This window comes from Microbacterium sp. SORGH_AS_0862, from assembly GCF_030818795.1.
Taxonomy (GTDB): domain Bacteria; phylum Actinomycetota; class Actinomycetes; order Actinomycetales; family Microbacteriaceae; genus Microbacterium.
Map to the genome: position 1 here is coordinate 695,107 of NZ_JAUTAY010000001.1, position 22,712 is coordinate 717,818.

18 protein-coding genes, 1 pseudogene and 1 riboswitch are annotated in these 22,712 nt (G+C 70.2%); of the genes and pseudogenes, 13 read left to right on the top strand and 6 right to left on the bottom strand.

Annotated elements, in window-relative coordinates:
* Nucleotides 1–35 precede the first annotated feature (35 nt).
* A complete protein-coding gene (locus QE377_RS03305) occupies nucleotides 36–884 on the top strand; it encodes an exodeoxyribonuclease III (protein ID WP_307319671.1) in 849 nt (282 codons plus the stop codon).
* Nucleotides 885–925: 41 nt separating this feature from the next.
* A complete protein-coding gene (gene trpS, locus QE377_RS03310) occupies nucleotides 926–1,930 on the top strand; it encodes a tryptophan--tRNA ligase (protein WP_307319673.1) in 1,005 nt (334 codons plus the stop codon).
* Nucleotides 1,931–2,293: 363 nt separating this feature from the next.
* Here trpS and QE377_RS03315 read toward each other — a convergent pair whose 3' ends face one another.
* Nucleotides 2,294–3,133, bottom strand: a complete 840-nt coding sequence (locus QE377_RS03315) for a type IV toxin-antitoxin system AbiEi family antitoxin domain-containing protein (RefSeq protein ID WP_307319675.1) — start codon at nucleotides 3,131–3,133, stop codon at nucleotides 2,294–2,296.
* Between the two features lie 536 nt (nucleotides 3,134–3,669).
* Nucleotides 3,670–4,401: a FadR/GntR family transcriptional regulator gene (locus QE377_RS03320; protein WP_307319676.1), complete on the bottom strand. Its 732-nt coding sequence runs from the start codon at nucleotides 4,399–4,401 to the stop codon at nucleotides 3,670–3,672.
* Between the two features lie 133 nt (nucleotides 4,402–4,534).
* Here QE377_RS03320 and QE377_RS03325 point away from each other — a divergent pair, with 133 nt between their 5' ends.
* From QE377_RS03325 to QE377_RS03370, 10 genes and pseudogenes are all read left to right on the top strand, one after another.
* Nucleotides 4,535–5,791 carry an alpha-hydroxy acid oxidase gene (locus QE377_RS03325; RefSeq protein ID WP_307319678.1) on the top strand — a complete coding sequence of 419 codons (1,257 nt, stop codon included), beginning with the start codon at nucleotides 4,535–4,537 and terminating at the stop codon, nucleotides 5,789–5,791.
* 21 nt (nucleotides 5,792–5,812) lie between these two features.
* Entirely contained in the window at nucleotides 5,813–6,379 is a 567-nt protein-coding gene (locus tag QE377_RS03330; protein ID WP_307319679.1) for a GNAT family N-acetyltransferase, read from the top strand.
* A 31-nt stretch (nucleotides 6,380–6,410) separates the two neighbouring features.
* Entirely contained in the window at nucleotides 6,411–7,274 is an 864-nt protein-coding gene (locus QE377_RS03335; protein WP_307319680.1) for an Fpg/Nei family DNA glycosylase, read from the top strand.
* A gap of 64 nt (nucleotides 7,275–7,338) precedes the next feature.
* Nucleotides 7,339–7,486: riboswitch (FMN riboswitch) on the top strand.
* A 67-nt stretch (nucleotides 7,487–7,553) separates the two neighbouring features.
* The gene (gene ribD, locus QE377_RS03340; RefSeq protein ID WP_307319681.1) at nucleotides 7,554–8,609 is read left to right on the top strand and encodes a bifunctional diaminohydroxyphosphoribosylaminopyrimidine deaminase/5-amino-6-(5-phosphoribosylamino)uracil reductase RibD; all 1,056 of its coding nucleotides are present in this window, start codon (nucleotides 7,554–7,556) and stop codon (nucleotides 8,607–8,609) included.
* A pseudogene (locus QE377_RS03345) lies at nucleotides 8,609–9,239 on the top strand (riboflavin synthase). Before ribD ends, QE377_RS03345 begins: the two are co-directional and overlap by 1 nt.
* Complete coding sequence (gene ribA, locus QE377_RS03350) at nucleotides 9,236–10,507, top strand: GTP cyclohydrolase II (protein WP_307319683.1); 1,272 nt, start codon at nucleotides 9,236–9,238, stop codon at nucleotides 10,505–10,507. The pseudogene QE377_RS03345 and the gene ribA overlap by 4 nt, the downstream one beginning before the upstream one ends.
* Nucleotides 10,504–10,977 (top strand): 6,7-dimethyl-8-ribityllumazine synthase, encoded by a 474-nt coding sequence (ribH, locus tag QE377_RS03355; protein ID WP_307319684.1) that lies wholly within the window; start codon nucleotides 10,504–10,506, stop codon nucleotides 10,975–10,977. The genes ribA and ribH overlap by 4 nt, the downstream gene beginning before the upstream one ends.
* A gap of 50 nt (nucleotides 10,978–11,027) precedes the next feature.
* Entirely contained in the window at nucleotides 11,028–11,381 is a 354-nt protein-coding gene (locus QE377_RS03360) for a Fe-S protein (protein WP_307319686.1), read from the top strand.
* A 198-nt stretch (nucleotides 11,382–11,579) separates the two neighbouring features.
* The gene (locus QE377_RS03365) at nucleotides 11,580–13,019 is read left to right on the top strand and encodes an MFS transporter (RefSeq protein WP_307319687.1); all 1,440 of its coding nucleotides are present in this window, start codon (nucleotides 11,580–11,582) and stop codon (nucleotides 13,017–13,019) included.
* 173 nt (nucleotides 13,020–13,192) lie between these two features.
* Nucleotides 13,193–15,088, top strand: a complete 1,896-nt coding sequence (locus QE377_RS03370) for an ABC transporter ATP-binding protein (protein ID WP_307319688.1) — start codon at nucleotides 13,193–13,195, stop codon at nucleotides 15,086–15,088.
* A gap of 20 nt (nucleotides 15,089–15,108) precedes the next feature.
* Here the strand turns inward: QE377_RS03370 and QE377_RS03375 are convergent, their stop codons facing one another.
* Nucleotides 15,109–16,989 (bottom strand): phosphoenolpyruvate carboxykinase (GTP), encoded by a 1,881-nt coding sequence (locus tag QE377_RS03375; protein WP_307319689.1) that lies wholly within the window; start codon nucleotides 16,987–16,989, stop codon nucleotides 15,109–15,111.
* A 124-nt stretch (nucleotides 16,990–17,113) separates the two neighbouring features.
* On the opposite strand from QE377_RS03375, the gene QE377_RS03380 reads away from it, so the two are divergent.
* Nucleotides 17,114–18,550 carry a helix-turn-helix domain-containing protein gene (locus tag QE377_RS03380; protein ID WP_307319690.1) on the top strand — a complete coding sequence of 479 codons (1,437 nt, stop codon included), beginning with the start codon at nucleotides 17,114–17,116 and terminating at the stop codon, nucleotides 18,548–18,550.
* A 19-nt stretch (nucleotides 18,551–18,569) separates the two neighbouring features.
* On the opposite strand, the gene QE377_RS03385 is transcribed toward QE377_RS03380, so the two are convergent.
* Genes QE377_RS03385 through QE377_RS03395 form a run of 3 tightly spaced genes read right to left on the bottom strand, consistent with a single transcriptional unit; the run spans nucleotide 18,570 to nucleotide 22,513 of the window.
* Nucleotides 18,570–19,856, bottom strand: coding sequence for an acyl-CoA dehydrogenase family protein (locus QE377_RS03385; RefSeq protein WP_307319692.1), 1,287 nt, complete (start codon nucleotides 19,854–19,856; stop codon nucleotides 18,570–18,572).
* Nucleotides 19,853–21,079: an acyl-CoA dehydrogenase family protein gene (locus QE377_RS03390; RefSeq protein ID WP_307319693.1), complete on the bottom strand. Its 1,227-nt coding sequence runs from the start codon at nucleotides 21,077–21,079 to the stop codon at nucleotides 19,853–19,855. The genes QE377_RS03385 and QE377_RS03390 overlap by 4 nt, the downstream gene beginning before the upstream one ends.
* 12 nt (nucleotides 21,080–21,091) lie before the next feature.
* A complete protein-coding gene (locus tag QE377_RS03395; RefSeq protein ID WP_307319694.1) occupies nucleotides 21,092–22,513 on the bottom strand; it encodes an LLM class flavin-dependent oxidoreductase in 1,422 nt (473 codons plus the stop codon).
* Nucleotides 22,514–22,712 lie beyond the last annotated feature (199 nt).

Genomic DNA, 22,712 nt, shown 5'->3' on the forward strand with positions numbered 1-22,712 from the left:
CATCCGTGTCGGTGGCTCCGGATACGCTGAAAGACGTGTCACGAACCCTCCGCATCGCCTCTGTCAACGTCAACGGAATCCGCGCCGCGGTGAGAAACGGCATGGCCGGCTGGCTCGACACCGCGGGAGTCGACATCCTGACCCTGCAGGAGGTACGCGCCGAGCTCACCCACCTCGAGAGCGCGCTGCCGGGGTGGGAGCTCGTGCACGACGAGTCGCTGAGCAAGGGGCGCTCCGGAGTGGCGGTGGCCAGCCGCATCCCGATCACCGCATCCCGCATCGAGCTGGGCGACGAGGACGTCGACTCGCGCGGCCGCTGGATCGAGGCCGACGTCGAGGTCGACGGCGAGCAGCTCACGGTGGTCAGCGCCTATGTGCACTCCGGCGAAGACGGTACTCCCCGCCAGGACGCGAAGTACGGATTCCTCGACGCGATGAGCGTCCGCCTCGCGGAGCTGGCGCAGGACGACGCGCTCGCGCTCGTCACCGGAGACCTGAACGTCGGGCACCGCCCGCTCGACATCAAGAACTGGCGCGGCAATCAGAAGAAGGCGGGATTCCTCCCCCGCGAGCGCTCGTACTTCGACCGTTTCTTCGGCGATGCCGGCTCTCTGGTGACCGGCGTCGACGGGGTCGAGGGCGTCGGTCTCGGCTGGGTCGATGTGGGGCGCCGGTTCGCCGGCGAGGTCGACGGCCCCTACACCTGGTGGTCCAACCGCGGCCAGGCGTTCGACAACGACACGGGGTGGCGGATCGACTACCACATGGCCACTCCCGCCCTCGCGACGCGTGTGGCCGATTACCGGGTCGCGCGTGCCGCGTCGTACGCCGAACGGTGGAGCGACCACGCTCCCGTGGTGGCCGACTACCGCCTGGGCGACTGAGGGGCGACGGCGCACCGCATCCGGGTCCGTAGAATCGACGGGTGAGCAAAGCGCGCCTGTACTCCGGAATGCAGCCCTCGGCCGACTCTCTCCAGATCGGCAACTACATCGGGGCCCTGCTGCAGTGGCGCGACCTGCAGGAGTCGTACGACGCGTTCTTCTCCGTCGTCGACCTGCATGCGCTCACCCAGCCGAACGACCCGGCAGAGCTCCGCGCGAAGACCCGGCGCACGGCCGCTCAGTACATCGCCGCCGGAATCGAGCCGTCGAAGTCGGCGCTGTACGTGCAGTCGCACGTTCCCGCGCACGCCGAGCTGGCGTGGGTCCTGTCGACGATCACCGGCTTCGGCGAGGCCGGGCGGATGACGCAGTTCAAGGACAAGTCGCAGCGCTACGGCAGCGACGCGACCAATGTGGGCCTGTTCACCTACCCGGTGCTCATGGCGGCCGACATCCTGCTGTACCAGACCAACGTGGTCCCCGTGGGAGACGACCAGAAGCAGCACGTCGAGCTGACCCGCGACCTGGCCGAGCGTTTCAACGCGCGCTACGGCAAGACGTTCACGGTGCCGACGCCCGTCATCCAGCAGGACACGGCTCGCATCTACGATCTGCAGAACCCGACGTCGAAGATGTCGAAGTCGGCGGAGTCCGATGCGGGTGTGCTGTGGCTGCTGGACGATCCGGCGGTCAGCGCGAAGAAGATCATGCGCGCGGTGACCGACTCCGAGGGTGTGGTGCGCTACGACCGCGAGACCAAGCCGGGTGTGTCGAACCTGCTCGTGATCTTCGCCGCTCTCACGGGCCGGCAGATCCCCTCCATCGAGGACGAGTTCGCGGGCCGCGGTTACGGCGACTTCAAGAAGGCGCTGGCGGAGGTCGTCGTGTCGGAGTTCGGCCCGGTGCGCGAGCGCGCCCTGGCCATGCTCGACGATCCGGCCGAACTCGACCGCGCCCTGGCCGTCAACGCTCAGAAGGCCTCGGCCGTGGCTGAGCAGACCCTCGGCGACGTCTACGACCGCATCGGCCTGCTCCGCCGCAGCTGACCCCCGCCGCCCGCGCACGGCCGCGGGCGGCGGTATGCGGGATTGCCTGACGACCCGAACTCCTGCAGAACCGCGCCGCCGGCCCGACTAGACCGGCGAAAGCGACGGATTGCAGGAGTTCGGGCACACGGCGGCGAGCCCCGAGTAACCGGAACGGGCACCGGCTCGGTCGTCGCATGCGCAGCGCGGCGATGGCCGCATCCGGTCCGAACTCCTGCAGAACCGCGCCGCCGGCCCGGCTGGACCGGCGAAAGCGACGGATTGCAGGAGTTCGGGCACCTCACGCCTCGCGCGGCGGATGCGGGCGACGACACAGTCACCTGCGAGCCTGCGTCCGCCTCGCCGCATCACGAATGGCGTCGTTCAGTCGTTCCCTCTGCTGCGACCCCCGCGCCGCTGACGAGCGAGTACCGCGCGGAGAGCGGCGCGCACCGCATCCGGGCGGTGGAAGACGTCCTCTGCAAGGATTCGGATCGTCACATAGCCCAACTCGGCCGCGGCGAGGTCTCGGCGCCGATCGCGGATCTGCTGTGAGACGTCACCGTGGAACGCGCGACTGTCACACTCCACGATGAGCCATTCATCGACGAGCAGGTCCACCCTCCCCACTCCCCGAAGCCGGACCTGCAGCGCGGGGCGGTATCCCAGGCTCCGCAGCATCAGCCGCACGAGCGTCTCCGTGCCCGCCTCGGCCCGAGCATCGACGAGCGCGCGCAGAGCCCGGTAGCGCCGCGGAAGCCGGTCGAAGATCGCGTCGAGCTCGTCAGCACCGATCAGCCCGAGATGCAGCGCACTGTCGAGGCTCGCGACGGCGACTCTGGGCGACTGACAGCAGCACGCCTGGGCGAGCGCCTCCACCAGATCGGCGTGGAGATCCGCCCGCGCGCACGCGGACTCACGCCAGTGCGCACGTATGTCGCGGTGACGGCGCGGCAAGCGCGAGTCCGCACGATCGAACTGCAGATGGGTCTCGCCGTCCGACAGGACGAAGACGCCGAGCGCACCGAGCAGCGACAAGCAGTCGAGACGTCCACCCGCGCGGGCAGCGACCAGGTGTCGCTCATCGATGCCGCCCCAGACGTACCGACCGCGTCGTACCCGGATGAGGTCGCCACAGTCGACCGCGCGCCGAATCATCGCACGGGTGTAGCCACGCAGCCGCAGCTCGGCGGTGCGCAGGTATGTGGGCGACGACAGCAGCATGTCGACAGCCTCACCGCACGCGCCGACCATTCGTCGACGAGAGCCCGTGGTGCGAGGAACTCGCCGTAAGGCACGGCCCGTGGAGGACTCTCCGAGCGCAGAACGGTCTCGATGGCAGAGCCCGCTCGGCCCGAACTCCTGCAAAACCCGCCGCGCCAGGCCGGCGAGAGCCGCCGACGCCCGATGTGCAGGAGTCCGGTACGGAGCAGCGGGCGCAGGGCACGGCGGCACCCAACGCGCGCCCGAGGGAGCCGGCTCGGCCCGAACTTCTGCAAAACCCGCCGCGCCAGGCCGGCGGGAGCCGCCGACGCCCGATGTGCAGGAGTCCGGTACGGAGCAGCGGGCGGAGGGGACGGCGGCACCCAACGCGCGCCTGAGGGAGCCGGCTCGGCCCGAACTCCTGCAAAACCCGCCGGGCGAGGCCGGCGGGAGCCGCCGACGCCGGATGTGCAGGAGTTCGGGTCGTGATGCGGCGCCGTGCGCGATGCGTGCCCGCCCGGGCCGGTAGACGTGGCGGGGTCAGCAGCAGGCGGGGGTCAGCCGCCGGCGAGGGCGTCGACGGCGAAGCGGATGTGGCGCTCGGCGAGGTCGGCGGCGGTCGCACCGTCGTGTCGCTCGATGGCGTCGAGCAGCTCCACGTGCTGCGCGTGCAGGATCGCGGCCAGCCCCTCCCAGTCCCGGTAGTCGCGGAGGGCGTTGAGGATGCGGCTGCTCAGCGACTCCCGGATTGCCACGGTCATCGAGGCGACGAGACGGTTGCCGCCGGCCTGTGCGATCGCGACGTGAAAGGCGGTGTCGGTGTCGTTGTACTCCGCAGGACCGAGCCCGGCGACGGCGCCCGCGTCGAGCGCCGTGCGGATCGCTGCGATCGCCTCGGCATCCGCGTTCCGCGCGGCGAGTTCGGCGCTCGATCGTTCGAGCACGATGCGTGCCTCGATGACGTCGGGGTAGGGGTAGTTCGCGAGAGCGGCGTGCAGCCGCAGGAAGCGGGTGAGCGCGGCGTCCGGCAGCGCGGCGACGAACGTCCCCGCGTCGGCGCCCGCACCGACCTGGGCGCGCAGCACGCCCTGCCCCTCGAGCACGCGCACGGCCTCGCGGACGCCCGCGCGGCTCACCCCCAGACGTGCGGCGAGCTCGCGCTCCGAGGGGAGCGGGTCGTCGACCTGGAGAGACCCCGACATGATCTGGTCCTCGATCGCCTGGATGACGAGTTCGTGCGCGCGACTGCGCTGAACGGGTGTCCATTCCGGGGTGCGCTGATCTGTCACCGGGGTATCCTCTCGCCTTCGAGCCGAACGCAACCGGCGGGTTGACGTCGCCGAGGCCGGGGTCTACTGTACCGCAGAGGTCAGACCAATCGATACGCCCTCTGCGCCGCGTAATCCACCTCGAAGGACGATGATGAGCCCCGTCAGCCGACAGCTCCCCGATCCGCGCGAACTGCTCGAACTCATGCAGTTCAAGAAGCCGGATCTGAACTCCAAGCGTCGCCGTCTCGCCGCGGCCCTCACGATCGACGATCTCCGGCAGATCGCGAAGCGCCGCACCCCGAAGGCCGCCTTCGATTACACCGACGGCGCGGCGGATGGTGAGATCTCGCTGCAGCGGGCCCGCCAGGCGTTCCGCGACATCGAGTTCCACCCCTCGATCCTGCGCGACGTGTCACGGGTCGACACCAGCACGACGATCTTCGGCGGCGCCTCCGCCCTCCCCTTCGGCATCGCGCCGACCGGCTTCACGCGGCTCATGCAGACGGAGGGCGAGTACGCGGGCGCCGCCGCCGCCGGTGCCGCCGGCATCCCCTTCACCCTCTCGACGCTCGGGACGACATCGATCGAGAACGTGAAGGCGACCAACCCGAACGGCCGCAACTGGTTCCAGCTGTACGTCATGCGCGACCGCGACATCTCCTACGGCCTCGTCGAGCGGGCCGCCAAGGCGGGCTTCGACACCCTGTTCTTCACCGTCGACACCCCCGTCGCCGGTGCGCGCCTGCGCGACAAGCGCAACGGATTCTCCATCCCGCCGCAGCTGAGCGTCGGCACGATCGTCAACGCGATCCCCCGTCCCTGGTGGTGGTTCGACTTCCTCACCACGCCGAAGCTGGAGTTCGCGTCACTGACCACCACCGGCGGCACCGTCGGCGAACTGCTCGACAACGCGATGGACCCGTCGATCTCCTTCGAGGACCTCGACGTCATCCGCTCACTGTGGCCGGGGAAGATCGTGATCAAGGGCGTGCAGAACGTTCCGGATGCGCGGCGGCTCGTCGATCTCGGCGTCGACGGCCTCGTCCTGTCGAACCACGGCGGCCGCCAGCTCGACCGGGCTCCGATCCCGTTCCATCTGCTGCCCGAGGTGGTGCGCGAGGTCGGCCGCGACACCGAGATCGCGATCGACACGGGGATCATGGACGGCGCCGACATCGTCGCCTCGATCGCGATGGGGGCGAAGTTCACCCTCATCGGGCGGGCGTACCTCTACGGGCTCATGGCGGGCGGTCGGGCCGGTGTCGACCGGGCGATCGCCATCCTCGCAGAGCAGGTCGAGCGCACCATGAAGCTGCTCCAGGTGAGCGAGCTCGCCGAGCTGACACCGGCTCACGTGACCCAGTTGCAGCGCCTCACACCGCGCGCCGCGAGCGACGTGCGGGTCTGACGCGCACGGTAGCGTGACGGGATGCAGCCCGTCGTCCTCCGCACCGCACGCCTCGAGCTCTCGGTGCCGACCGCATCCGACGCCCAGGCCATCTACGACGCGTGCCAGGATCCAGCCATCGGGCATTTCACGACCGTGCCCTCGCCGTACCTGCGCGCGTACGCCGACGAATTCGTGGCGCAGACCGCTGAACGCTGGGACGACCTCTCGCACGCCACGTGGGCGATCCGCCTCGATGGCGCGCTGTCGGGGATGATCGGCCTGCACCATCTGCACGAGACGGGATCTGCGGAGCTCGGCTTCTGGGTGACGGCCGAGGCGCGCGGTCACGGCATCGTGCGGGAGGCGTCGGAGGCCGTCATCGACTGGGGCTTCTCGACCGACGCGCTCGCGCTCGTGCGCCTGGAGTGGCGCGCCGCCGTGGGGAACACGGCGTCCGCTCGGGCTGCCCAGGCGCTGGGCTTCCGGTTCGAGGGGACTCTGCGCCAGGCACTGCGCAACGGCCACGGAGAGCGCAGCGACGGGTGGATCGCGAGTCTGCTGGCGACGGATGATCGCACGCGGCAGGAGTGGCCGATAGCCCTCTGACGCCGTCGGCGGTGCATGGCAGGATGTCGCCATGCCCGAGATGCCGGAGGTCCAGGGACTCGTCGACTTCCTCGGCGCGCGCCTGACGGGCCTTTCGATCGCCCAGGCCCGGGTCAGTGCGATCTCCGCGCTGAAGACCTACGACCCGCCGATCGACGTCATCGTCGGCGCCCACGTCGAATCGGTCGCCCGCCACGGCAAGTTCGTCGACATCGCGACGGATGCGGGAGTGCACCTCGTCTTCCACCTGGCGAAGGCGGGCTGGCTGCGCTGGCACGACACCCTGCCGACGACCGTGATCAAACCGGGCCGCTCCCCCATCGCACTGCGAGTGGGCTTCGCCGACGGCTCGGGGTTCGATCTGACCGAGGCCGGCACGAAGAAGTCGCTCGCCGTGTCGGTGGTGCGCGACCCCGCCGATGTTCCCGGCATCGCCCGACTCGGCCCTGATCCGCTGGACCCCGCCTTCACGCGTGACGCGCTGGCGGCGCTTCTCGCGGGACGCCGCACGCAGATCAAGGGGGTGCTGCGGGATCAATCGATCATCGCCGGGATCGGCAACGCGTACTCCGACGAGATCCTCCATGTCGCGCGGCTCTCGCCGTACGCGCTGGCTGCCACGCTCGGCGATGCCGAGATCGACACCCTGTACACCGCGACGATCGAGACCCTGCGCGATGCGGTCGAGGCCGCATCCGGAAAACCGCCGGCCGAGCTCAAAGACGCCAAGCGCCGTGGGATGCGGGTGCATGGCCGGCATGGCGAGGCGTGCCCGGTGTGCGGCGACGTCGTGCGGTCGGTGTTCTTCGCCGACAACTCGCTCGAGTACTGCGCCACGTGCCAGACCGGCGGCAAGGTGCTGGCGGATCGGCGCCTGTCGCGGCTGTTGAAGTGAGGGACGTGTCGGTGCATGTCCGGGAATGAAACGGACCATCCGGCGTTGACTAGACTCAGTGCAGAACGTGCTCCGGGGTCGGTGAGAATCCGAACCGGCGGTGACAGTCCGCGAGCGTGATCCTCCGCGAGGAGGGGATCGCCGATCCGGTGGAATTCCGGGACCGACGGTGATGCGACGAAGGTCGCGAGTCCGGATGGGAGGCGCACGAGCGCTCAGCGGCGTGTCCGCGAGCGCCGCGACGGCTACCCGGAGCCCGCCGATCAGGAGGCCCGAGACATGCCGGTGAGCGAGACCGAAGAACGCGCCATGGCGCGAGCGCTGGAGCTTGCCCGGCGAGGCCCCATCGGCGTGAACCCGCAGGTGGGCGCCGTGCTCCTCTCCCCCGACGGGGACGTCATCGCCGAGGGCTGGCACCACGGCGCCGGAACGGCCCACGCCGAGGTCGACGCGCTGTCGCAGGCGGATCCGGATGCGGTGCGCGGCGCGACCGCCGTGGTCACCCTCGAGCCGTGCAACCACACCGGCCGCACCGGACCGTGCGCACTCGCGCTCATCGAGGCGGGCGTCGCCCGGGTCGTCTACGCGATGAGCGATCCCACCCCGACCGCATCCGGCGGTGCCGAGCGCCTGCGCGCGGCCGGCGTCGAGACCGAGTCCGGCGTGCTCGCGGACGAGGCGCAGGAACTGCTGGCCTCGTGGGCACAAGCGCAGCAACTGGGACGCCCGCACGTCACCCTGAAGTGGGCGCAGAGTCTCGACGGCCGCGCCGCGGCGGCCGATGGCTCCAGCCAGTGGATCACCGGCTCCGAGGCTCGCGAGGACGTGCACCGCAGGCGCGCGGGCGCCGACGCGATCATGGCGGGCACCGGCACCGTCCTCGCGGACGACCCGGCGCTGACAGCGCGCACACCCGACGGCGAGCTACGGCCGACCCAGCCGCGACCCGTCGTGGTCGGCGAACGCGACATCCCCGCCGACGCGGCCGTGCACCGCCACCCGAAGAAGCCCTGGCATCTGCGCACGCGCGATCTGCACGAGGTCCTGGCCACCCTGCACGAGCGTGGCATCCAACGGGTGTTCGTGGAGGGCGGCCCGCACCTGCAGAGCGCTCTGCTGCGCGAGGGCCTCGTGGACGAACTGTTGACCTACGTCGCTCCCGTGCTGCTCGGCGGCGACCGCGTCGCCCTCGACGACCTCGGCGTCGCCGACATCTCCCAGGCGCGTCGTCTGCAGCTGATCGAGACCCGCCGACTCGGCGACGATCTGCTGCTCATCTCGCGGCCCGCCGCATCCGCAGACGAATCCGCCTCCGATCGAGAAGGAGCCCACTGATGTTCACCGGGATCGTGGAAGAGATCGGCACCGTCACGCACACGGAGCCCTCGGGCGACGGCGTACGCCTGACGGTCACCGCCCCTCGAGCGGTATCGGATGCGGCGCACGGCGACTCGATCTCCGTGTCGGGCGTGTGCCTCACGGTCGTCGATCAGGGCGAGGACTGGTTCACGGCCGACGTCATGCGCCAGACGCTCGACGTCACCGCGATCGGCGGTGTCGCTGCGGGGACGCCCGTCAACATCGAGCGCGCGACGGCCGCCGGCGGACGCCTGGGCGGCCACATCGTGCAGGGTCACGTCGACGGCACGGGGCCGCGTGCTCGAGGTGCGCCCCGGCACCGAGTGGCGGGTCATCCGCGTCTCGCTGCCCCGAGACCTGGCCCCTCTCGTGGTCGACAAGGGATCGATCGCCCTCGACGGCGTCTCCCTCACGGTGAGCGCCGCCAGCGACCCGTCGGTCGAAGAGGCCTGGTTCGAGGTGTCGCTGATCCCCGAGACGCTCGCCGCCACCACGCTCGGCGAGCGCGTCGCGGGCGACGTCGTCAATCTGGAGACCGACATCCTGGCGCGCCACGTGCAGCGGCTGCTGGCCTTCGCCCCCGCAACGGAAGGTGGCTCGCGATGAGTCTGAGTTCCATTCCCGAGGCCCTCGAGGCCCTCGCCGCCGGTCGCCCGGTGATCGTCGCCGACGACGAGAACCGTGAGAACGAGGGCGACGTGATCCTCTCGGCACAGCTCGCGACCCCCGAGTGGATCGCGTGGACGGTGCGCTGGTCGAGCGGCTTCATCTGCGCGCCCATGCCCGCGGAGTGGGCGGACCGCCTGGATCTTCCTCCCATGGTCGAGGTGAACCAGGATGCGCGCGGCACCGCGTACACGGTGAGCGTCGATGCCGCATCCGGTGTCTCGACGGGCATCAGCGCCGCCGACCGCGCGCACACGCTGAACGTGCTGGCGGATCCCGCATCCGCGCCGTCCGCGGTGAACCGTCCGGGCCACATCCTGCCGCTGCGCGCGGTCGACGGCGGCGTGCGCGAGCGCGGCGGCCACACCGAGGCGGCTGTCGACCTCATGCGTCTTGCGGGACTCGAGCCCGTCGGCGCGATCGCCGAGATCGTCGACGAGGACGGCAGCATGATGCGCCTTCCCGGTCTCATGGCACTCGGCGAGCGCGACGGCATCCCCGTCATCACGATCGAGCAGCTCGTCGGCTACCTGGACGACGTAGACCCGCGCGAGGAGCCCTCGGCCGCTGCGTTCCACCGCCGGCGGGTGAGCCTGCGCGCCGAGGCGACGGTGCCCACCTCGCACGGCGAGTTCCGCTTCCTCGCGTACAAGGACCGCGTGACGGGCACGGATCACCTGGCCGTCGTCAAGGGCGAGCTCGAGGATGCGCCGCTCGTGCGCGTGCACTCGGAATGCCTGACCGGCGAGGCTTTCGGGTCGCTGAAGTGCGAGTGCGGGCCGCAGCTGGATGCGGCGCTCGACCGCATCGAGAAAGACGGCGGCGTCGTGGTGTACATGCGCGGCCACGAGGGCCGCGGCATCGGTCTCATCAACAAGCTGCGCGCCTACAACCTGCAGGAGCGGGGTCTGGACACGGTCGACGCGAACCTGGCGCTCGGCCTTCCCGCCGATGCGCGTGACTACGCCGCCGCCGCAGGCATCCTCGCCGACCTCGGCGTCGAGCGGGTGCGCCTTCTGACCAACAACACCGACAAGGTCACGCAGCTGCGCGCCCTCGGCCTCGACGTCGTCGAGCAGGTTCCGCTGCTCGTGGGCGTCGGCCCCAACAACCACCAGTACCTCGCAACCAAGCGCGACCGGATGGGACACATCATCGCGGACGAGGACCTCACCGAAGCGCTCGCGCAGATGAAGGAGAACCGATGAGCGGCCACGGCGCCCCCCAGCAGACCGAGATCGACGCCCGCGGCCTTCGCGTCGTCATCGTCGCCGGCACCTGGCACGAGACGATCAGCGACGGACTCATCGCCGGCGCGGAGCGGGTGCTCACCGCATCCGGCGCCGACTACTCGCTCGTGCGCGTCGCGGGGTCCTTCGAGCTCCCCGTCGTCGCCAAGGCGGCGCTGGAATCCGGCGCCGACGCGGTCGTCGCCCTCGGTGTGATCATCCGCGGCGGCACGCCCCACTTCGAGTTCGTCTCGTCCGCGGCGACCGACGGCCTGACCCGCGTCGCCCTCGACACCGGCAAGCCGGTCGGCTTCGGGGTGCTGACGCTCGACGACGAGAAACAGGGACTCGATCGCGCGGGGCTCGCCGGCTCGAAGGAGGACAAGGGTGCGGAGGCGGCGGATGCGGCGCTGCGCACGGCCCTCACGGTGCGCGAACTCCGCGGCTGAACGGCACCGGGGCACCAACCTTCAGTAATACATAAGGTATGGTGGCGGGCATGGAGATCCTGCGTCACATCGTCGTCCTCGTGCACCTCGTCGGCTTCGCCATCCTCTTCGGAGCATGGGTCGTGGAGGCCGCGAGCCGCCGCATCCGCATCACCCGACTCATGAGCCTGGGCATGACCATCGCCGCGGTCGCCGGCCTCGCCCTCGCCGCACCGTGGGGCACCGATCACGACATGAACTACGTCAAGATCGGCGTCAAGCTCGTCGTGCTGCTGGTCATCGCCGCGCTTCTGGGGATCGGCTCGGCCCGTCAGCGTCGCACCGACTCGCTGCCCGCGGCGATCTTCTGGCCGATCGGCGTCCTCACCCTCGCCAACGCCGCCATCGCGGTCCTCTGGCGCTGAGAGGTTCGCGTCCCGGCCCGCCACGGCGCCGGGACGCGAACCTGGGCGTAAACTGAGTGTTCGTGCGCCGGCCACACCGCCGACGCCCCGGTGACCCAGCGATGTGACGCCCGGTGCACCACCCCCGCCCGAGCACTCGCCGCCGGCGCGTTCCCACGAGGACGCCTCTCGCTCTTCCGACAGGTCTGTCCTCCCCCCATGTCTTCTGCCACTGCAACGGCTCCCGCGAACTCCCGCGCCCGCGTCATCACCGCGAGCCTCGTGGGAACCACCATCGAGTTCTACGACTTCTACGCTTACGCGACCGCGGCCGTCCTCGTCTTCCCGATCCTCTTCTTCCCGACCGGAGACGACACCACCTCCCTGCTCGCCTCGTTCGGCGTCTTCGGCGCGGCGATGATCGCGCGTCCGATCGGGGCTTTCGTCTTCGGCCACTTCGGCGACCGCTTCGGCCGCAAGGCGACGCTCGTCGCCTCGCTGCTCACGATGGGGGTGGCGACCTTCCTCATCGGATGCCTGCCCACCTACCAGGTGGTCGGATGGTGGGCGGCGCTTCTGCTGCTCGTGCTGCGCCTGGCGCAGGGCTTCGCACTCGGCGGCGAGTGGTCGGGCGCGGCGCTGGTCGCGACGGAGAACGCACCGAAGGGCAAGCGCGCCTGGTACGGCACCTTCCCTCAGCTCGGCGCCCCGATCGGCTTCATCATCGCCAACACCATCTTCCTGGCGATCAACTTCGCGCTCCCGCATCCCGACGGCACCGCGCAGCGCTCCGAGGCGTTCCTGGCCTGGGGATGGCGCGTGCCGTTCCTGTTCTCGGCCGTCATGGTGATCATCGGCCTCTGGGTGCGTCTGCGCCTGGTCGAATCCGACACCTTCCAGAAGGCGGAGAAGAAGGGCGCGCTGCGCAGGTTCCCTCTGGGCGAGGTCATCCGCGGGCACTGGCGTGCCCTCATCCTGGGCACGTTCATCATGCTCGCGACGTACGTGCTGTTCTATCTGATGACGAACTTCACCCTGACCTACGGCACCAAGCCCACCCTCGCGGGCGCGGAAGCGGCGGCACAGGCATCCGGCACGGCGTTCGACGCGGGGGTGTACGTCGCGGGTCAGGGCTTCGGGTACATCGACTTCGTGATCATGCAGATCATCGGCGTCGTGTTCTTCGGGATCTTCACGCTCCTGTCGGGACCTGTCGCCGATGCCATCGGACGCCGCAAGCTCCTCATCTGGATCACGGCCGCCATCATCGTGTTCGGGCTCACGTTCAACCTGTTCCTCCTGCCCATGACCGACCCGAAGTTCACGGGCGCGCTCACACAGGCCTTCCTGGTGTTCGGCTTCATGCTCATGGGCGCCACGTTCGGGCCGATGGGGGCACTGCTGCCGGAGCTGTTCCCGACGAACGTGCGCTACACCGGCTCCGCGATCTCGTACAACGTCGCCTCGATCCTCGGTGCGGCCGTCGCGCCGTCGATCGCGCTCGGGCTGTGGACCGCCGCCGGTGGTCAGCCGTGGCTCGTGGGCCTGTATCTGTCGGGGTCGGCGGTGCTGACACTGATCGCCCTGATCCTGTCCAAGGAGACCCGCGACATCGACTACGACGAGAACCTCGGCCTCGGCGAGACCGCTTCGCTGTAGCCGCCGCATCCCTCTCCTCCTCCGCGAGACTGCACTTTCAGCACGAGATCACGGGGTTTACCCGTGATCTCGTGCTCGAAATGCAGTCTCGCGGTGTGTACACCGAGGCGGCGACCGCGGCGTGCGAGCGGAGGTACGGTCGAGGGAGGAAATCCCGCCGATCGAGGTCGCCCATGTCCAGCCCCGCTCCCGCCCGTCGCAGTCCGTTCGCGCGCCCGAAGAAGGATGACGGACCGCGCGCCAGCCTGCGCCAGCTGCTCCCGTTCCTCTTCGAGCACAAACGGGTGCTCGTGGTGGTCACCGTGCTCAGCATCGTGGCCGCGGTCACGACGCTCGGTCAGCCGCTGCTGGTGGGCGAGCTGATCGCCCGCGTGCAGGCGAACGAGGGACTCGGGCTGCTGGTGTGGGGGCTGGTCGCGTTGGTCATCGGATCGTCGCTGGTGTCCGGCTATCAGCATTACCTGCTGCAGCGCACCGGCACGGCCGTCGTGTTCTCGAGCCGCCGCCGACTCATCGCCCGCATCCTTCACCTTCCGATCCGTGAGTTCGACGCCCGGCGCACCGGCGACCTCGTCTCGCGGGTCGGAACCGACACCACGCTGCTCTACGCGGTGCTCACGCAGGGACTCGCCGACTCGGTCGGCAACGTACTGATCTTCGTCGGCGCGGTCATCGCGATGCTCCTGATCGATCCCCTGCTTCTCCTGCTCATCCTCGTCGTCATCGGCGCCTCGATCGCCGTCGTCGGCGTCCTCAGCGGACGCATCCGCCGCGCGACCCGTGAGCAGCAGGAGACGGTCGGCGAGCTCGCCTCGGGCGTGGAGCGCGCGGTCGGATCGATCCGCACGGTGCGCGCAGCCGGCGCCGGCGACCGCGAGCAGGCGAGCTTGGAAGGGGTCGCGAAGCGCGCGTACGGCAGCGGCGTGCGTGTCGCGAAGGCCTCGGCGCTCGTGGTGCCGGTCGCCGGCGTCGCGCTCCAGCTCTCGCTTCTCGTCGTCCTGGGCGTCGGCGGTTTCCGCGTGGCGTCGGGCGCGATCACGATCGCGAGCCTCGTCACCTTCGTGATGTTCCTCTTCTTCCTCGTGCAGCCGCTCGGCTCGTTCTTCGGCGCGATCACCTCCGTGAGCCAGGCGCTGGGCGCGCTCGGCCGCATCCAGGAGGTCCTGGATCTGCCGACCGAGACGCAGGATGACGCCCGGATCGCGGCCCACGCCATCCCGGCGACGGATGTGGACGCCGCCGACATCGCGGTGGAGTTCCGCGACGTGCACTTCCGTTACCCGGCGGCCGTCGCCGCAGCGCGCGCCAAGACCGAGGCGGAGGCGCGTGCGCTCCTCGAAGTGGCCCGCGTGGACACGTCGGCACTGGAGGCGGTCGCAGATGACGCCGGCGACGTGCTGCGCGGCGTCTCGCTGCGCGTGCCACGGGGCTCGCGGGTCGCACTGGTGGGCCCGTCGGGCGCGGGCAAGAGCACGACCCTCGCCCTCATCGAGCGGTTCTACGACCCGACCGCGGGCGCCATCCTGCTCGGGGGTCGCGACATCCGGACCCTCGACCGCGGGGAACTGCGCGCGCAGCTGGGCTACGTGGAGCAGGACGCCCCGACGCTCGCGGGCACGCTCGGCGACAACCTGCGTCTGGCCTCGCCCGACGCGAGCGACGAGGCGTGCGAGGCCGTCCTGCGCGCCGTGAACCTCGGCGAGGTGCTGGACCGCTCACCCGAGGGCCTCGCCGCGCCCGTCGGCGAGGGCGGCGTCATGCTCTCCGGCGGTGAGCGTCAGCGCCTGGCGATCGCCCGCGCACTGCTGGCTGCTCCCCCCATCCTTCTGCTCGACGAATCGACCTCGTCGCTCGACGGATTGAACGAGCAGCGGATGCGGGAGGCGATCGACGCCGTCGCCGAGGGGCGCACCCTCATCGTGATCGCGCACCGGCTGTCGACCGTCGTCGACAGCGACCTGATCGTGGTGATGGACCACGGCCGGGTCGTCGGCGCGGGCACGCATTCCGAGCTCGTGACCGACGTACCGCTGTACCGCGACCTCGCCAAGCACCAGCTCCTGGTCTGACGCCCGCGGCCGGGCGGCGGTCAGGCGCGCGCGAGGCGGTACCGCAGGGAGGCGAGCTCGGCGCGCAGAGCCGAAGGGATGCGGTCGCCGAAGGTGTCGAAGAACTCCTCGGTCAGCTCCGCCTCCGCCAGCCACGACTCGGCGTCGATCGCGAACAGCTCCGCCAGATCCGCATCCGTGACGTCGGTCCCCTCGAGGTTGAGGTCCTCGGGGCGGGGCAGCCGGCCGATCGGGCTGGGCTCGGCCGGCACCTCGGACTCGAGACGACGCACGATCCACTCCAGCACGCGCACATTGTCACCGAAGCCCGGCCAGAGGAACCGGCCGTCGGCGCCGCGGCGGAACCAGTTCACCTGGAAGACGCGCGGCGCGCGGTCGAAGCGCAGCGATCCGCCGACCTTGATCCAGTGGGCGAAGTAGTCGGCCATGTTGTAACCGCAGAACGGGAGCATCGCGAACGGGTCGCGGCGCAGCTCGCCGACGGTCCCCTCGGCGGCGGCCGTCCGCTCGGACGAGATCGTCGCTCCGAGGAACACGCCGTGCGCCCAGTCCGTGGCCTCGACGACGAGCGGCACGTTGGTGGCGCGGCGACCGCCGAACAGGATGGCGTCCAGCGGCACGCCCTCCGGCGTCTCCCAGTCATCCGCGACCTGGGGGCACTGTGCGGCGGCGACGGTGAAGCGCGAGTTCGGGTGCGCGGCGGGTCGGCCCGACGCGGGGGTCCAGTGGTTTCCCTCCCAGTCGATGAGCTCGGCGGGGGCCTCGTCGGTCAGGCCCTCCCACCACACGTCGCCGTCGGGGCGCAGCGCCACGTTCGTGAAGATCGTGTTGCCCCACAGCGTCTCCACCGCCGTGGCGTTGGTCGAGATGCCCGTGCCCGGCGCGACGCCGAAGAAGCCCGCCTCCGGATTGATCGCCCACAGGCGTCCGTCTTCGCCCGGCCGCAGCCACGCGATGTCGTCCCCGAGGGTCTCGACGCGCCATCCCGGGATGGTGGGGCGCAGCATCGCGAGGTTCGTCTTGCCGCACGCCGACGGGAACGCCGCGGCGACGTGGTAGCGCTTGCCCTCGGGGCTGATGACCCGGATGAGCAGCATGTGCTCGGCGAGCCAGCCCTCGTTGCGCCCGATGACCGAGGCGATGCGCAGCGCGAAGCACTTTTTCGCAAGGATCGCGTTGCCGCCGTAGCCCGACCCGTATGAGTAGACCTCGAGCGTGTCCGGGAAGTGGACGATGTACTTGTCGTCGTTGCAAGGCCACGCGACGTCGGCCTCTCCCGGCGCCAGCGGAGCCCCCACGGAATGCACGGTGCGCACCCAGTCGGCGCCGTCCGCGATCTGCTGCAGGACGGCGGATCCGACGCGCGTCATGATGTTGATCGACACGACGGCGTACGGTGAATCCGTCACCTGCACGCCGATGTGCGAGAGAGGACCGCCGACGGTGCCCATCGAGAACGGCACCACGTACATCGTCCGGCCGCGCATGGAGCCCGCGAACAGCGCATCCAGCTTGGTGCGCATCGCGTCGGGCTCCGCCCAGTTGTTGGTGGGACCGGCATCCTCCTCCTTCTCGGAGGCGATGAACGTCCGGCCCTCGGTGCGGGCGACGTCGCTCGGGTGGGAGCGCGCGAGGTACGACCCCGGACGCCACTCGGGGTTGAGCTTGATGAGAGAGCCCGCGTCCACCATCGATCGCAGCAGCATGTCGTTCTCGGCCTGCGATCCGTCGACCCAGTGGATGCGGTCTGGCTGCGTGAGGGCGGCGATCTCGTCGACCCACCGGGTCAGCGCGGCCATACCGGGTCCGGATGCGGTCGGGCGAGCTCCGTAGGACGTCGCCGCGCGTGCGGCGGTGGAGCGCGCGGGGGCGCTCGAGGTGTAGCTCTCAGCAAGGGCCATGATCACTCCAGTCGGCATCGGCGGCGTTCAGAACGTGGGTTCCCTGCAAGAATGACGCTCCTCGACCACCCTTTTCACGGATCGCATCTCGAAAGAGTGTCGCTTCTTTCGCTATTCTCAAAACATGCCTTCGACGACCATCGAGCTGGCCACGCTCGGCCACCGCATCCGTCACTTCCGCACGGCGGCAGGGCTCACCCTCGACGAGCTCGGGGCTGCCGTGGGGGTGGCCGGCAGCCACCTCAGCCTCATCGAGAACGGCAAGCGCGAGCCCAAGCTGTCGCTGCTGCAGGAGATCGCGGCGGCCACCGGCACCCAGCTGGCCGAGCTGCTGTCCACCGAACCCCCGAACCGGCGCGCGGCATTGGAGATCGAGCTCGAGCGCGCACAGACCTCGCACGCGTTCCGGCAGCTGGGGCTGCCTCCGATCCGGGTCACGAAGGCGTTGAGCGACGAGACGATCGAGACCGTGCTCGGCCTGCATCGCGAGTTGCAGCGCCGCGAACGCGAGGCCATTGCGACCCCGGAAGAGGCCCGCCGCGCCAACACGGACATGCGGCTTCGGATGAGGGAGATGAACAATCACCTCCCCGACATCGAGAAGCTCGCCGAGAAGCAGCTCAAGTCGGCGGGTCACACCTCCGGCGCTCTCACGCACCGCACGGTGAGCATCATGGCCGAGCAGCTGGGCTTCGAGCTCATCTACGCGGGCGATCTGCCCGCATCCACCCGGTCGATCACCGACCTCGAGAACGGGCGGATCTACCTGCCGCCGGCGTCCATCCCGGGCGGCCATGGACTGCGGTCGATGGCGCTGCAGGCGATGGCGCACCGGCTCCTGGGGCACCAGCCACCCAAGGACTACGCCGAGTTCCTGCAGCAGCGACTGGAGATCAACTACTACGCCGCGGCGTGCCTCATGCCGCCGGCGCCGGCGGTCGCGTTCCTCCAGCAGGCGAAGAAGGACCGCAACCTCGCCGTCGAGGACTTCCGCGATGCGTTCGGGGTGACGCACGAGGCCGCCGGGATGCGGATGACCAACCTGCTGACCGAGCACATCGGCATCCGCCTGCACTTCCTGCGGGTCGCCGGCGACGGCGCGATCTCACGCGTCTACGAGAACGACGACCTGCCGCTGCCGATGGATGTGACGGGCGCGGTCGAAGGACAGATCGTGTGCCGCAAGTTCGCCGCCCGTGCAGCCTTCGCGGAGCAGAACCGCACGACGGAGCACTACCAGTACACCGACACCCCCTCCGGGACCTTCTGGTGCTCCACGCAGACCGGCACGACCCACGACGGCGAGTTCTCGATCACGGTGGGCGTGCCGTTCGACGACGCGAAGTGGTTCCGCGGCCGCGAGACGGCGAAACGGGCGAGTTCGCAGTGCCCCGACGAGTCGTGCTGCCGCCGACCCTCGAGCCAGGCCGCCGAACGCTGGCAAGGGCGCGCCTGGCCGAGCGCACGCGTGCACATGCAGATGTTCACGCCGCTGCCCCGCGGCGCCTTCCCCGGCGTCGACGACAGCGAGGTCTACGACTTCCTCGACCGGCACGCCTGATCCGCCGCGCGAGCGAGCATCACTTGGCAGGGGAAGGCGTGCCGACCGCCCAGAGCGCCTGCGGCAACCGGTCGTGCAGCACCCACTCGCCCACCCAGCGGTTCTTGTACAGCACCGGGTTGTGACTGGACACGGTGCGGGCGTTTCGCCAGTGCCGGTCGAGGTGCGCACCGCGCGCCGTGGCCGAGGCGCCGAGGGTGTCGAACAGGCGTGACGTGAGCTGCTGTACCGCGCCGGTCGCGAAGGACTGCGCCTGCGCGGCTCGGATCTCCGCGAGCCCGGCGAGCCGGCGCGCACGGTCGATGGCCGCCTCGTCGTCGGGCCGATCGCGCGCGGCGAGCGCGGCCCCGTAGGCGTCCTCGACCGCCTCCGCCACGGCTGCGACGCTCGCATCGACGGCGAAGGCGGATGCGGCCAGCTCCCCCAGCAGGGCCTGGATCTGTGCGTCGTCCTGCACCCTGGCGGCGGTGCCGTGGCTGTAGACGCGGGACCGTGCGCGCACCGCGGCGGCCGCGTCGGCGACGGATGCGTGCGCGATCCCGGCCAGCACGGCCAGCAGCACCAGCTGGTACAGGCCTGTCTGGTAGGCGAACCGTTCGGCGACCGGCAGGACGTCCGCGGGATCAACGACGGCGTCTTCGAAGACGATGGTCCCCGTTCCGGTGAGGCGCTGACCGAAGCCGTCCCAATCGTCGATCACGGTGACCCCCGGCTGGTCGAGTCGCACGAGCGCCGCGACGTCCACGCCGTCGGAGAGGCGGTGGGCGACGGTGTCGGTCCACTCGGCGAAGATGCTGCCCGTCGTGTAGAACTTGCGGCCGTTCAGACGCAGGATGCCGTCGGCATCCGTCGAGAGCTCTGCACCGGCTCGTGACGTCGTCGAGCCGGTGGCCTCGCTCCACGAGTTGCCGCTGATCTCGCCCGCGGCGATGCGGTCGATCCAGCGCCGCGCGAATGCCGCATCCGTCGTGGTCAGCGCCTGCTCCACAAGCGCGACATGACCGCGCAGGATCTGCGGGATGTTCGCGTCGGCTGCTGCGATCGCCACGAGTAGGCGCGTGAACGTGGGACAGTCCAGCCCCAGCCCGCCGTCGGCGAGGGCCAGGCGGGCGCGTCCGAGCCCCGCCTCGCGGAGCCAGGCGACGGCGTCACGGGGAAGCTCACGCGTGAGGTCCCGCTCCCCCGCCCCCTCCGCCACGACGTCCACGATCGGACGGAACCGCGCCTCGATCTCGACGGGCAACCGCGCCCAGAGTTGGTCGTCGATGTGGGTGCGGACCTCGGCCGCCACGGATGCGGTGCTCATGTGTAGAGGGAGATCGGCTGGACGGCGCCGGAGAGGAAGTGCGCCCCCACCTCGAGCTTCTTGTAGTCGACCGGGTCGTGGAGGGAGTGGGTGCGGATGTTGCGCCAGTGCAGGTCGAGGCCGACGCGGTTGGCCGTCGAGCTCGTCCCCGTGGCCTCGAAGACGCGGTGGGCGACATCGGTCGCGGTGTCGCTGGCGACGACCTTCAGCTGCGCGATCTCGATCGCGATCTCCGCGCGGCCCTCGGCCGTGACGTCGGAGCCCCGGGAGATGACCTCGTCGAAGCGACGGTTCACACGGTCGGCCAACGCCTCGACCGCCGCGGTGCGCGACACGAGCTCGCCGTACAGCCGCCGCACGAACGGGTCGTCGCTGTAGGTGGGAACCCCCGAGAGGAACCAGGAGTTGGGCCTGGCGTTGGTCAGCTCGCGCGCCTGCGCCAGAGCCCCCTGCGCGATCCCGAGGTAGAGGTTGCCGAACACGAGCTGGATGGCGGGTGTCACGAAGCTCTGGATCGGTTCCTCCGTGCCGAAGCCGAGCAGGTGCTCGGGCTCCACCCGGACGTCGCGGTAGGTGACGGTGTTGCTCGCCGACAGTCGCTGGCCGAGGTTGTCCCAGTCGTCGACCAGCTCGACACCGGGGTGCCCGTAGGGCAGCACGAGGAAGGCGAAAGCACCCGCATCCGGGCCGTCCTCGACGACGGCATTGATCAGGAGCGCCTCTCCGACACCGGATCCGGTCGAGTACCGCTTGAAGCCGTTGAGTCGATAGCCGTCGCCGTCGACCGTCAGAGTGAGATTCGGGTCGACGGGGTTCACCGAGTCGCCCCAGACCCAGCGTCCGGCGATCGTGGCGCGGAACCATCGCTCACGCTCGGCCGCGGGCGCGACGAGGGCGATGTTGGCCTCGTTCACGTAGTGGTATCCGAGCACCTGCGCGATGGAGGCATCGGCGCGCGCGAGGATGCGCACCGCGCGGAATGCGCTCTCCCAGTGCGCTCCGCCGCCCCCGTATTCCGCGGGGTCGAGCAGGGTCGTCAGGCCCGCGTCCTTGAGAAGCCGCGCTTCGGCGAACGGCTGGGCGTTCGCTCGGTCGCGGGCGAGCGCGTCGAGGGCGAGTCGCTCGGCGACGGATGCGGCGACCGCATCCCAGTGGGCGAGCTCCGCCGCATCCGCGGTGCCGTGGAAATGGGTGCGGGCAGGGGTCAGAGTCTGTGTCGTCATGGCTGTTCCTGTTCAGACGGGAGTGGAGACGAGGGATGCGGGGCTGTCGGCGGCGCTCGGCGCGCCGACGTATGCGCCGCGGTACGCGTGGGCGGGGTGCCACGGCGCGATGACGGCGTCGCCCGTGAGCCGCTCGCGGAGTGTCCCGCCGACCCGGCCGCCGTCGTCGAGACGTCCGCGCCGGCGCAGCTCCGGGACGAGCAGTTCGACGATGTCCTCGAAGGTGCCCGGCGTCACGACGTACGCGAGGTTGAACCCGTCGACACCACCCACCTCGATCCATCGCTCCAGCTCGTCGGCGACGGTGGCGGGGCTGCCGACGATCACGGCGCCGATGCCTCCGATGCCGACGTACTCGGCGATGTCGCGCGGCGTCCACGCACGGGTGGGGTCCGCTTTCGTGAAGATCGACAGAGCGGAGCGCGCCGCATCCGTGTCGATGTACGTGAGCGGCTCGTCCGGGTCCAGCGTCGACAGGTCGATACCCGACCAGCCGCCGTAGAGGGCGAGTGCTCCTTCGAGCGAGACATAGGAGCGGTAGTCGGCGTACTTCTGCTGGGCGAGCTCGTCGGTCTCGGCGACGACCACGGTGGCGAGGGTGAGGATCTTCACCGAGTCGCGAGGGCGTCCGATCGCCGCAGCCTTGTCGCGGATGCTGTCGGTCGTGCGCCGGGTCAGCTCGGGCGTAAGGCCGTTGATGAAGATGGCCTCGCCGTGCCGGGCGGCGAACTCCTGTCCGCGCGGTGACGCGCCCGCCTGGAAGATCACGGGCGTGCGCTGGGGCGAAGGCTCGCCGAGGTGGATGCCGGGGACGTCGAAGTGGGGGCCGTGGTGGCGGATGGGGTGCACCTTCTCGGGGTCGGTGAAGACTCCGGCCGCGCGGTCGCGCACGGCGGCGCCGTCCTCCCACGACCCCTCCCACAGCTTGTAGGCGACATCGAGGAACTCGTCGGCGATGCCGTACCGGTCGTCGTGGGCGATCTGGTCGCCGAGCCCGAGGTTTCGCGCGGCGCTGTTGAGGTACGAGGTCACGACGTTCCAGCCGACCCGCCCTCCCGTGAAGTGGTCGAGGGTCGTCAGCGTGCGCGCGAGGGCGTACGGCTGCTCGTAGGTCGAGGCGATCGTGACGCCGAACCCCAGCCGCTCGGTGACGGCAGCCATCGCGGGGATCTGCAGCAGGGGGTCTCCCACCGGTATCTGCGCGGCGTCGCGCAGCGCGGGGGCGGCCGAATCGCGGTAGACGTCGTAGACGCCGAGCACATCGGCCAGGAAGATCGCGTGGAAACCGCCGCGCTCGAGAAGCCGAGCGAGCTCGATCCAGTACTCGAGCCGGTTGTACTCGTCGGCTCGGTTGTCCGGGTGACGCCAGAGCCCCGGGGCCTGGTGCGTGACGCAGCTCATCTCGAACGCGTTGAGGATGAGGGGCTTGCTCATCGTCCGTCCTTCCTGCCGGCGGGCGCCGTACGGGCGGAAAGCTAGCAGCGCGGAGCGGGGCCGCCCACACCCATCCGACACACGCGTTCATGCAGCCGCGGCGGATGACGTTTCCTTACGACCCGCGGTGCGCGAGCCTCCGATCCCCGTGCAGGATGACGGACCGTGCGGTCCACAGCCCGCACTCTCCCCCACCCGA

Coding starts and splice junctions, on each gene's coding strand:
- QE377_RS03315 (WP_307319675.1), bottom strand. CDS start 3,133: ATGCTGCTGTCGTCGCCCACATACCTGCGCACCGCCGAGCTGCGGCTG.
- QE377_RS03325 (WP_307319678.1), top strand. CDS start 4,535: ATGAGCCCCGTCAGCCGACAGCTCCCCGATCCGCGCGAACTGCTCGAA.
- QE377_RS03330 (WP_307319679.1), top strand. CDS start 5,813: ATGCAGCCCGTCGTCCTCCGCACCGCACGCCTCGAGCTCTCGGTGCCG.
- QE377_RS03335 (WP_307319680.1), top strand. CDS start 6,411: ATGCCCGAGATGCCGGAGGTCCAGGGACTCGTCGACTTCCTCGGCGCG.
- ribD (WP_307319681.1), top strand. CDS start 7,554: ATGCCGGTGAGCGAGACCGAAGAACGCGCCATGGCGCGAGCGCTGGAG.
- ribA (WP_307319683.1), top strand. CDS start 9,236: ATGAGTCTGAGTTCCATTCCCGAGGCCCTCGAGGCCCTCGCCGCCGGT.
- ribH (WP_307319684.1), top strand. CDS start 10,504: ATGAGCGGCCACGGCGCCCCCCAGCAGACCGAGATCGACGCCCGCGGC.
- QE377_RS03360 (WP_307319686.1), top strand. CDS start 11,028: ATGGAGATCCTGCGTCACATCGTCGTCCTCGTGCACCTCGTCGGCTTC.
- QE377_RS03365 (WP_307319687.1), top strand. CDS start 11,580: ATGTCTTCTGCCACTGCAACGGCTCCCGCGAACTCCCGCGCCCGCGTC.
- QE377_RS03370 (WP_307319688.1), top strand. CDS start 13,193: ATGTCCAGCCCCGCTCCCGCCCGTCGCAGTCCGTTCGCGCGCCCGAAG.
- QE377_RS03375 (WP_307319689.1), bottom strand. CDS start 16,989: ATGGCCCTTGCTGAGAGCTACACCTCGAGCGCCCCCGCGCGCTCCACC.
- QE377_RS03380 (WP_307319690.1), top strand. CDS start 17,114: ATGCCTTCGACGACCATCGAGCTGGCCACGCTCGGCCACCGCATCCGT.
- QE377_RS03385 (WP_307319692.1), bottom strand. CDS start 19,856: ATGAGCACCGCATCCGTGGCGGCCGAGGTCCGCACCCACATCGACGAC.
- QE377_RS03390 (WP_307319693.1), bottom strand. CDS start 21,079: ATGACGACACAGACTCTGACCCCTGCCCGCACCCATTTCCACGGCACC.
- QE377_RS03395 (WP_307319694.1), bottom strand. CDS start 22,513: ATGAGCAAGCCCCTCATCCTCAACGCGTTCGAGATGAGCTGCGTCACG.